A 10,180-nucleotide genomic window follows, 5' to 3' on the forward strand; every position below is an offset into this window, starting at 1 on the left:
CCGCCCGTCGGTGAGCACGTCCCCGGCCGCCAGCTCCAGCCGCGAGCGGATCGCCTCGGTGTGCCGCTCCACATCGTCATACAGCAGCTCGATCAGCCGGTCCTGGTCCGCCCCGTGCGACGCCTCCAGGAGGATCTGCTCCTGCTCGCCCACCACGAGCTTCTGCCCCAGCGGCGGCAGCGCGCCCTCGCGGCCGGTCACCTACGTCACGCCGGCGATCGCGGCCCGCTCCCCGGCTTGAGGGGCGGGCCGCGCAGTGTCACGTGGTTTTGACGAATACCTCGCCGAAGCTGTCGCCCTTCACGGGCGAGGACCCCTCGTAGGCGGTGACCCAGCAGCACCGGTACGCCGAGCACCGGGCCGCGGGACCGTTGAAGGTGCGGTTCGTGGCGACGACGTGGGGCCGGCGCATGAGCAATTCACGAACGATGGCTGCTACGTCTTGGGGCTGCCGAATCTCACGCCGGCCCTGCGGTCGGTTCGAGCGCCTTCCCCAGGAGACTCACCAGGTTGAGCAGGTCGTCGGTGTCCAGTCGGGCGAAGGGGCTCAGGGCCAGTGTTGCCTCGATCACCGCGGAGCGTACCCGCCGACCGTCCTCCGTGAGCGCTACGACGCGTGAACGGCGGTCGGCGGGGTCGGCGGAACGCTCGACCAGCCCCCGACCGGTGAGCTGATTGATGACGAAGCTGGTGTTGGGCGCGTTGCAGTACAGCCGGCCAGCCAATTCCTTCATCGAGGGTGGAGGCTCGGCCGGGTCGATCACCCAGAGCGCCTGAACGGTTGCGTGCGTCAGACCGTGTTCAGCCAGGACGGTCTCGATCCGGTCACTGATCTGCATGAAGATCTCGTGGTTTGCCACCACCGCTGCCTCAAGGGTGCTTCGCCTCATGGCCTCATCCTACCCTTTTTGCTTCGAGCCTCGAAGTGCTATGTTTGTTTCGAAACTCGAAGTACCTGGTCCTCGTTCCCGCTGTGGACACGAGGCGTCGCCGGAGCGGGACGCTCCCCACGTCCCGTCTTTCCCGAGGCCCGTCCGCTCTGACGCGGCCCGGCACCCCACCGAACAGGAAGCACTCACTCATGCACGACTACACGGACACCACCGCCGTGGTCACCGGCGCTTCGAAGGGGCTGGGCGAGGCGTACGCACGGGAACTCGCCTCCCGAGGCGCACACTTCGTCATCAACGACGCCGGGATGGGGTCGGTGGGGCCCTTCCTCGGCCGACCCCTCGAACCCAACCTGCGGTCCGTCGACGTGAACATCACCGCGCTGATCGGCCTGGCCCACCTCCTGGGTACCGGCATGGCCGAACGCGCCGCGGCGGCGGTCGCCCGCATCACCGGCAACCTCAACCGCAAGGCCGGATTCGACGACGTCAGCGACCTCGCCCCCGCCACCTCGTGACGCCAGAACCTGCGCGAAGACCAACAAACGGCACCGACAGCCCTACCGAGTCCGCCCAGAGCCGATGACATGGGAGAAAAGATGACCACACTGAACGAGCCACTGCACCTGAGCAACGGCGCTCCGCTGCCCAACAGAATCGCGAAGGCCGCGATGGAAGAGCTACTCGCCGCGCCAGGACAGCTGCCGGGCGACGAACTCCTCACGCTCTACCGCCGTTGGGCTGCGGGAGGCGCCGGGCTCCTGATCACCGGACACGTCATGATCGACCGCAGAGCAGTCGCCCAGCCCGGCGACGTCGTCCTCGAACAGGACACGCCGCTGGAGCCTTTCCAGCGCTGGGCGGCGGCCGGTAAATCGGCAGGCGGACAGATCTGGATGCAGATCAACCACCCCGGGCGCGTCGTCCCCAAAGACCTCGCCGACACCACCCGGGCCCCCTCCGCGGTGCCGATCGACGCCGGCGGCGTCTCCCGCATGTTCCCGACACCCCAGCCGATGACCGCCCAGGAGATCGACGAGACGGTGGAGCGCTTCGCCGTGACCGCGCAGCGGGCCCAGCAGGCCGGCTTCGACGGAGTCGAGATCCACGCCGCCCACGGCTACCTCCTCTCCCAGTTCCTCTCTCCCCTGGCAAACCGGCGTGACGACCGCTGGGGCGGCAGCCTGCACAACCGCGCCCGCCTGCTGCTCGATGTCGTGGGCGCGGTCCGCGAGCGCGTCGGCACGGACTTCGCAGTGGGAGTGAAACTGAACTCGGCGGACTTCCAGCGTGGCGGATTCGACACCGACGACGCACGTGACGTGATCAAGATGCTCGCCGATGTGGGGACTGACCTGGTCGAGTTGTCCGGCGGCAGCATCGAGAGCCTGGCCACGGCGGGCTCCCCCGCGGACGGCCGCACCCTTGCCCGCGAGGCGTACTTCCTTGAACTCGCCGAGCAACTCGTCGCCACCTCCCCGCTGCCACTGCTGCTGACCGGAGGGATCCGGCGACGTGCAGTCGCCCAACAGGTGATCGACTCCGGAGTCGCCATGGCAGGCATAGCCACGGCGCTGGCAATCGACCCCACTCTGCCGGGGCAGTGGCTTGCCGGTAGTGACGCGCAGGCCCGCCCGCCCCGCACCTGTTTCCGGAACAAAATGCTGGCAGCCGCAGCCGTCCAGGCTGTCACGTCGCGGCAGCTCGCCCGCCTCGGTGCAGGCAAACCGTCGAAGACGCCCTACTCTCCGGCCATCGCCCTCCTCCTCGAACGGCTCGTCCGCGCCCGGCGCCGACGCGACTATCTGAAATGGCATACGGCCGCCTGAGGCCGGACCGGAGCGAGTCGGCCCCCGTGTACACATCAGTCGAGCCAAGCGCCTCCCGCTCACCGAACACACCGTCCGGCACGAAGTCCACCAAGCCACTCGACCCGCCCCGATCCACGCCCCCGTCATGAGGTGTCCTCCCCGGGACGACGACGGCATCGTCTGGTGTAAGTATCCCCACGAGTCGGACTTCCTCCATGTCAATGTTGACGAACTCAGCGACGAGTGGCACGAACATGCCCCGAGGAAGCTGACCGAGTTCACCGCCGCCTGGGACCACGTCGACATGGAGGGGCCCGATGGGCTCCGCGAACTCGCATGCCAGACCACAGCCGGGACAGAATGCAACACATCCGGCGGTCTGCATCGCAACGGTGACCTCGACGCCCCTCCTGCTCAATAGCCACACGGAGTCATTCGCACACGGCCTCTGCGGACACACGCCGGATCTTCGCCACGGAACTCGTCAACAGCAGCCTGCCCATCCACATTGGCGCTGCCCTGCTCGGCCACCTCAACATCCAAACCGCTCGCGGATACGTCGCCGTCTTCGACGAGGACGTCGGCCGCCACTACCAGGAACACCTACAACACCGACGCCAGATCCGCCCCGACGGCGAGTACCGCGACACGACGACCGAGGAGTGGTCCGAGTCCGAGGAACACTTCGACCGGCGCAAGGTCGAACTCGGCTCCTGCGGACGCTCCTACGGCACCCCCTGCCAGCACGAACACGCCTGCATCCGCTGCCCGGTGCCGCACATCAACCCGAAAATGCTCGGCCGACTCGAAGAACTCGAAACAGACCTCCTCGCCCGCCTCCAGCGGGCCGAAGAGGAGAACTGGCTCGGCGAGATCGAGGGCATCAACCTCACGCTCTCCTTCCTCCGCGCCGTCCTTACCGGGGAACCGCCGGCAACGATCTCCTCCAGGTTCCCGCGAGGCACGGCACACTCACGGCGGAAGTCGGGCACCTGGCTGGCCTCGACCTGCAAGTCGGCGTCGGCCAGCACCGGAAACCTCGGCGGCTCCCCACCCCGTCAGGGTCTTCCAGCTCGTCACCGCGCTCACCCAGGGCCTGGAGGACCTGCCGACGGACCACCGACAGGCGACCCACCGAGCGCTTGAGCGCGCCGGGTTCACGGGCGAACGCCTGCGGCGGTACATGCGCGCCGATCTGGCCCCGCCCTGGCCGGCCCTCGGCGATCTCGGACAGCCCGACGCACAGCACGAGCACGAGCAGCACCCCGAAGATCAGCGGAGGCGCATAGTTCGGTCCGAAGGCGCCGGGCGCGATGCCGAACGGCCAGAAGAACGCGACGACGCCGAGGAAGGCGGCCATCGCCATGACGAGTCCGACGCGGGCCGAGGGGCGGATGGCGGGCGCGGGCTTCGTGGCGGGCATGCCGGACCGCCGCACGAGGCGCTCACTCCTCGCCTGCTCGCGGAGGTCTGCAAGGGGACCACCGAGGTCGCGGCGCACCCCCGCACCGGAGGCCCCCCGGGTGGCGTTCCTGCCGACGGACGGGCGCCTGACACGGAACGGTGACCTCCGACGAGACCCGTGAGCGTACCGAGCATGGGCTCGCACCCGGTGACCTGCCAAGTCACCGGGCCAGGCAGCAGTCCCCGCACTTCGAGCCGTTGGGCGCCCGGTAGTACAGGCAGCAGCTGCGTCGGCGGAAGGTCAGTTCGGGGCCGGTGATCCGGCCGGTCCCGCGCAGCCGTCCCGTCTTCAGGAGTTCCCGGGTCAGCTCGGTGAGCGGCGTCCGCAGACCGGTCCGGTACCTCAGCAGTTGCGCCGCCGAACCGATCAGCGCGGAAGCGGAGTTACCCGCGAGCAACCGCGGCGCCATCTTGACGGGCAGGTGGCCCTCCATGCGCTGAAGGACGCCGTCGGCCTGCACACACACGGCATCGGCGAGCGATGACGCCGACCTCGGGGCGCGGCTGCCCCGCGGCCCGGCCAGACGAAGGGCCGAGCCGTCACCGGCCCATTCCGCGGTGGTCATCACCGGCACGATCCCGTGGACGAGGGCGCAGGCGAGGACCGGCGACCACAGGCGGGCCGCGAGTCCGAGGTGGGCGATGGAGACGCCGATACGGGTCTCGGCGGTGCCATAGCGTTCGTTGACGGTCCTGGCCCGCGCGGCGAACCCCTCCCGCGTGAGCCGCTCTTCACCGGACGCGGGTCCCCGGACCGTGTCGAGAGCGAAGAAGCCACCCAGCTGTGCGACGTCGCGCAGCGCCACGACGACCTCGTCCGCCGGTACTTCGTCCGCCGTGCCCTGACCGCCGGTCATGAGGTCGATGTCCCGACGCGGCGCGGCGGGTCGATCAGATAGAGGTCGAGGATCTCGGGGCGGGGCGCGACACCCGGCCCGCCGTCCCGCACCCAGTCCGCTATGTCCTCGGTGGCGGCCGGGTCGTTGACCAGCCCGAGCCAGACCGGGCGGGCGCCTGCCGCCCGCCCGTCCGCCGAGGGCTGCACGACGACGACGTTCGCCTGTTCGCACACGTCCAGGCATTCGGAGATGCGTACCGGGGCGATCTCCCGCAGCCGCGCGGTCTGCGCCGCATGATCGGCGTTGACCTTCACCGTCCCGCAGCAGCAGTCGCGGCACACCACCACCCGGCACGGGACCGCCCGGTCCGCTGTCGGCGCGCGCTCGTCGGCGGGCTGTTCAGGCATGCCGCATCCTCCCTCTTGCCGGGGAGTTCCGCCCCGGGGTGCTTCGAGGAGGCGACAGCGTGAGTCTCCTGGCTCTCGGGTCCGCGCTCGTCCCGGCCTTCCCGCCCGCGCGGGGCAGTGGCTCGTCGGGATCCGCTCGCCGATCACAGTGGCGGTACCGCACCGGATTCACACCGGTTTCCTCGGGCCGCTGTCGCCCGTGTCCGCAACCCATCATGTCACCCGCCCCACGGCGGCAGCGCCCAGCCGGACGGCGGACCGCGCCGCCTCGGCTTCCGACCGCCGGGAGGCAGCAGACGCACCGTGACCTCGTCGGTGCCAGGGCGCCCGCGTCCTCCCCGACCACACGCTCCGCGTCCTCGGGACGGCTGGCGACTTCAGTGCCGTCCATGTCGATCATGAGAGAGTCACTGGTCGAGTAGTGCCGGTGAACCCAGCCGCGAGCAGCCGCACGGAGGTGCGCACCTGACTGTGGGCCGTGCCCGTGCGCTTACCACCGTCGCCCCCTGGAGCGAGGCTCCGATGGCTTCAGCGACAGCCGTGACACAGGGCGACCTATACGCTCTGCTGCGTGATGACTGTGGTGAATGCTGTGCAGCGGTGGCTGCTGGGGCTGATGCTCGTCTGCTACCTGTTGGCCGGTGTGTTCCCGGTGCCCGGCGAGATGCTGCGCGGGCTGACGCTGGCGCTGCCTCTGCACGTAGGCGTTCTGACGGTGTCGATGGTGTTGTTGGCGGTGATGCTGTTCAACGCCGGTCTGGGCGTGCGCGTCGCCGATCTGCGCGAGGTGGTGTCCCGGCCGGTGCGGCTGGTGCTCGGCATCGCCGCCAATGCCCTGCTCCCCCTGCTCGTACTCCCGATCGTCGCGCTCGGTCTGCGTTCCTGGCCCGATACGGCGGAGGCGGAGGGTCTGGTGGTCGGGCTGATGCTGGTACTGGCGATGCCCATCGCGGGCGGCGCCGCCTCCTGGGGCCAGAACGCCGGCGCCAATGTCCCCCTGGTCGTCGCCATGGTGGTGGGCTCCACGCTGCTCAGCCCGCTCACCGTTCCCCTCGGAATGCATCTGGCCGGCCAACTGGTCGGCCCCTACGGCACCGGCACGCTGGACGACACGGCCACGGTCGATGTCATCGCCCGGACCGGGGCGGGGATCTTCGCCCTGGTGTCGGTGGTGCTGCCGTGCCTCGCGGGAATCGCCGTACGGGTCGCGCTCGGCGAGGACCGCACCCGTCGAATCCTGCCGTCGGTCAAGGCCGTCAACACGGTGAACATCCTGCTGCTCTGCTACCTCAACGCGGCCGGCGCGCTCGGGCAGGCCCTCGCCCGCCCGGACCCGGACCTGCTGCTGCTGGCGCTCGGCCTGTCCGGCGCGGTGTGCTGCCTGGCGTTCGGCTGCGGCCGGTGGATGTCCCGCTGGACGTGCCGCGACCAGCCGGACCGGATCTGCCTCACCTTCGCCACCGGCATGAACAACAGCAGCGCGGCAGCGGTGCTCGCCGCCTGCTGGTTCTCCCACCGCCCCGAGGTGTTGTTGCCGATCCTCTTCTACAGCCTGCTACAGAAGATCGTCGCAGGAATGGCGGCAAAACTGCCCCGCCCCGGGCCCCCGGGCGTGGCCGCCGAAAGCGCGAGGGCGTGACCGACTCGGGCTTCGGCCGCCTGACCCGGTCCTTCGCCTCGCCGCTCACGGCCACCGAGCGAAGCGGGCTCCGGCCGGGTCGAACGATCCGGAAGAAGAGAGACGTTCGCCCCGGTGGCGCTCATGTGCCAAGCCCAGATCCCGGTCGGCCGCGACGGGCACCGCGCCGAGGGGCGATGGAGACGCCGTGCCGCTGCGGCTGCCGCGCCGGCGGCGGAGCAGCAGCGGCCCGTTCAGGGCAGGACCCGCTCGTCCTTCTCGGCGCACAGCGCCATCTGCGCTCGGCGCTGCCCCGAGGGCGATATCCAGGATGCTCTCCGGTTCACCGAGTGGATTGCGGAGGAAGCGGCGGCAGCGGCGTTTCGTAGAGCCAGGCGTGCAGCAGTGGCCGCACGGTGTTTCCGGCGCGGGCCGCGGCGTGGGCCAGGAATGTTTCGGTGTCGCTGCTCTTGCCGCGGTGGGCCTCGTGCCAGCTCCGTAGCAGGGCGAAGAACCGTGTGTCGTCGCCGAGGGTCAGCCGTAGGGCGTGCAGGGTGCAGGCCCCCCGTACGTAGACGCGGTCGTCGAAGATGCGGCGGGGGCCCGGGGCGGCGAGTCGCAGGTCCTGGGGGCGGCGGTTCAGCGAGCGCCATTCCCGGCGCGCGATGGTGTCCGCGTCGTCTTCGCCGATGTGTTCCGACCACAGCCACTCGGCGTAGGTGGCGAAGCCTTCGTTGAGCCAGATGTGCCGCCAGTCGCGCAGCCCTGCGCTGTTGCCGTACCACTGGTGCGCGAGTTCGTGCGCCACCAGCGTCTCCCAGCTCCGCCGCCCGTCGATGTGGTTGCGGCCGAAGACGGACAGCGTCTGGTTCTCCACCGGCGCCGCGAGGTCGGCGTCGACGACGACCGCGCCGTACGAGGCGAAGGGGTACGGGCCGAAGCGGGCCGCGAAGGCGCGCAGCATCTCCGGCTGACGGGCCAGGTCGTGGCGGGCGGCGTCGGCCAAGTGGTGCGGATAGGCGTTGTTCAGGGCTACGGGCGGGCCCGTGCCGATGGTCCGCGCACCGTGGTCGTGGCCGTAGTCGTGCTGGAAGCGGCCGGTGTAGAGGGCGGCCAGATAGGTCGACATGGGCGCCGGGTGGCGGTAGGTCCACACTTCCGTGTCCGCATCACGGTGGTGTGCGTGCAGGGTGCCGTTGGCCAGTGCCTGATGGCCGCGAGGGACGGTGATGCGGAAGGTGTAGGCGGCCTTGTCGTCGGGGCGGTCGTTGCACGGGAACCAGGAGGGGGCGCCGAGCGGCTGGGAGGCGACGAGGGTGCCGTCGTGCTTGTCGCCGGTGCGGTCCCAGCCGATCGCGCCGAAGGGCGAGCGGACGGGTCCCGGCCGTCCGCCGTAGCGTACGTCCACGGTGAACGGCGTGGCGGCCTGGAGGCCGTGCGCCGGCGTCAGGACGAGCTTGCCCCGCCGCTGCCGGACGCGCGCGGGTTCGCTGTTCACGCGGGCGTCGTACACGGCCATCCCGGACAGGTCGAGCCGGACCTGTCCGCAGTCGGCGGTGGTCACGGCCCGGATACGGGCGCGACCGCTGAGGCGGCCGCTGTCCGGGGCGTAGGCCAGGTTCAGGTCGTAGGCCAGGGTGCGGTGGGCGAGGCTGCCGTGCAGGGGGAAGTAGCGCGTGTCCGCGCGGTCGGGGCCGTCCGCGGCGGCCAGCGTGACGGGCAGCAGGGCGGCGGCGGTCATCAGTGCCCTGCGGCTGCACCGGGTCATCGAGGGGTCTCCGGTTCCGCCGGGCCGGGGCGTTGCCCGGCGATCGGGTTGCCGGCCCACCGGGTGCCGGCCGGTACGCTCTCGCCGCGCATCACCAGGGAGGCCGGGCCGATGGCGGCGTGGGCGCCGATCGTGGTGCCGGGCAGTGTGATCCCGTGCGGGCCCAGCGAGGCGCCCGTCGCGAGGTGCACGGCGTCCAGTCGCATGACGCGGTCGTGGAAGAGATGGGTCTGCAGGACGCACCCCCGGTTGACGCTGACGCCGTCCCCGAGGGTGACGAGGTCGGTCTCCGGGAGCCAGTACGTATCGCACCACACCCCGCGGCCGATCCGGGCGCCCAGGCTGCGCAGCCACCAGTTCAGCACCGGCGTGCCCGTGAAGGAGGCGGCCAGCCACGGGACCGCGAGCGATTCGACGAACGTGTCGTACAGCTCGTTGCGCCACACGAACGAGGACCACAGCGGATGTTCACCGGCCGTGAACCTGCCGACGAGCAGCCACTTGGCTGCCGTCGCGGTCAGTCCGGCCAGGGCTGCCGCGGCCAGCAGCAGCGGCGCGCCTGCCAGCATGGCGAGCGTGAGCCCGCCGCGGTCCAGGGCGTCCTGCTCCCCCAGCAGGACGGCTTCGGCCAGGGCCACGCTGCACATCAGCGGCAGGACCCGGCAGAGTTCGACGGCGGCGCGCGCGACCACGAGGCGGCGCGCCGGTTCGAAGGTCCGGGCCGGGTCCGCCGCCGAGGGCGTCCGCGGCAGCGGCAGGGCGGGCCGCCCCAGCCAGGAGCTGCCGGGGGCACTGTGTTCGGGCGCGTCGGACAGCACGCCGATCAGCCCCTGATCGGGCACCTCACGATCTGGACCGACAATGCCGGAATTGCCGACGAAGGCCCGCCTGCCGATCCGTACCGGACCCAGCCGGAGCCAGCCGCCGCGGATCTCGTACGGGGCGACGAGGGCGTCGTCGGCGAGGAACGCGCCGTCCTCGACGGTCAGCAGGGACGGCAGGGGCAGAACGGTGGAGATCTCCGTGCGGCGGCCGACGCGGGCGCCGAGCAGCCGCAGCCACAGCGGCGTGGCCAGACTGGCGTAGAGCGGGAAGAGGCTGCCCCGGGCGCCGTCGAGCAGCCGGTTCGTCAGCCAGACCCGCCAGGCGACCGGTCCGCAGGCCGGGTGGGTGCCGGGCCTGATGCCCCGTCCGAGAACACGGACCGTCGCGGCCGTGACCACGATCCAGCACACGGTCGTCACCACCGCGATCAGCGGGGCGCTCACGAGGAGCCGGGACGCGGCGGCCGACAGCGTCACGCAGTCGGCCACCAGGAGGTAGACGCCGGCCAGTGCGGGGAGCGCGGCCAGCGACGCCAGCAACGGCAGCCCGGCCAGGGAC

At 70.9% G+C, this 10,180-nt stretch carries 9 protein-coding genes, 2 pseudogenes and 1 riboswitch; of the genes and pseudogenes, 3 read left to right on the forward strand and 8 right to left on the reverse strand.

Annotation, left to right across the window (positions count from 1 at the left end):
• The 3 genes and pseudogenes from ACFU99_RS19515 to ACFU99_RS19525 all read right to left on the reverse strand — a co-directional run.
• Positions 1 to 201: pseudogene (locus ACFU99_RS19515) on the reverse strand (major capsid protein E); the annotation flags it as partial.
• Positions 202 to 259: 58 nt separating this feature from the next.
• Positions 260 to 412, reverse strand: coding sequence for a hypothetical protein (locus ACFU99_RS19520; RefSeq protein ID WP_384393484.1), 153 nt, complete (start codon positions 410 to 412; stop codon positions 260 to 262).
• 46 nt (positions 413 to 458) lie between these two features.
• Positions 459 to 890 (reverse strand): MarR family winged helix-turn-helix transcriptional regulator, encoded by a 432-nt coding sequence (locus tag ACFU99_RS19525; protein ID WP_384393487.1) that lies wholly within the window; start codon positions 888 to 890, stop codon positions 459 to 461.
• Between the two features lie 191 nt (positions 891 to 1,081).
• Here ACFU99_RS19525 and ACFU99_RS19530 point away from each other — a divergent pair, with 191 nt between their 5' ends.
• Both ACFU99_RS19530 and ACFU99_RS19535 read left to right on the forward strand, forming a co-directional pair.
• Positions 1,082 to 1,408, forward strand: coding sequence for a hypothetical protein (locus tag ACFU99_RS19530; protein WP_384393490.1), 327 nt, complete (start codon positions 1,082 to 1,084; stop codon positions 1,406 to 1,408).
• A gap of 81 nt (positions 1,409 to 1,489) precedes the next feature.
• Positions 1,490 to 2,719, forward strand: coding sequence for an NADH:flavin oxidoreductase/NADH oxidase family protein (locus tag ACFU99_RS19535; RefSeq protein WP_384393493.1), 1,230 nt, complete (start codon positions 1,490 to 1,492; stop codon positions 2,717 to 2,719).
• A gap of 1,195 nt (positions 2,720 to 3,914) precedes the next feature.
• Here the strand turns inward: ACFU99_RS19535 and ACFU99_RS19540 are convergent.
• The 3 genes and pseudogenes from ACFU99_RS19540 to ACFU99_RS19550 all read right to left on the reverse strand — a co-directional run.
• Positions 3,915 to 4,124: pseudogene (locus tag ACFU99_RS19540) on the reverse strand (ECF transporter S component); the annotation flags it as partial.
• A 202-nt stretch (positions 4,125 to 4,326) separates the two neighbouring features.
• Entirely contained in the window at positions 4,327 to 5,022 is a 696-nt protein-coding gene (locus ACFU99_RS19545) for a (2Fe-2S)-binding protein (RefSeq protein WP_384393496.1), read from the reverse strand.
• Entirely contained in the window at positions 5,019 to 5,411 is a 393-nt protein-coding gene (locus tag ACFU99_RS19550; protein ID WP_384393499.1) for a (2Fe-2S) ferredoxin domain-containing protein, read from the reverse strand. The genes ACFU99_RS19545 and ACFU99_RS19550 overlap by 4 nt, the downstream gene beginning before the upstream one ends.
• A gap of 61 nt (positions 5,412 to 5,472) precedes the next feature.
• Positions 5,473 to 5,595, reverse strand: a riboswitch (cobalamin riboswitch).
• 390 nt (positions 5,596 to 5,985) lie between these two features.
• Between ACFU99_RS19550 and ACFU99_RS19555 the strand changes: the two genes are divergently transcribed.
• Positions 5,986 to 7,050, forward strand: coding sequence for a bile acid:sodium symporter family protein (locus ACFU99_RS19555; RefSeq protein WP_384393508.1), 1,065 nt, complete (start codon positions 5,986 to 5,988; stop codon positions 7,048 to 7,050).
• 322 nt (positions 7,051 to 7,372) lie between these two features.
• Here the strand turns inward: ACFU99_RS19555 and ACFU99_RS19560 are convergent, their stop codons facing one another.
• Both ACFU99_RS19560 and ACFU99_RS19565 read right to left on the reverse strand, forming a co-directional pair.
• On the reverse strand, positions 7,373 to 8,797 hold the full coding sequence (locus tag ACFU99_RS19560) for a M1 family metallopeptidase (protein WP_384393502.1): 1,425 nt from the start codon (positions 8,795 to 8,797) through the stop codon (positions 7,373 to 7,375).
• Positions 8,794 to 10,180, reverse strand: a 1,387-nt coding sequence (locus tag ACFU99_RS19565; RefSeq protein WP_384393505.1) for a Pls/PosA family non-ribosomal peptide synthetase, incomplete at its 5' end; no start/stop codon positions are given. The genes ACFU99_RS19565 and ACFU99_RS19560, both read right to left, overlap by 4 nt.

This window comes from Streptomyces sp. NPDC057654, from assembly GCF_042800135.1.
Classification (GTDB): Bacteria; Actinomycetota; Actinomycetes; order Streptomycetales; family Streptomycetaceae; genus Streptomyces.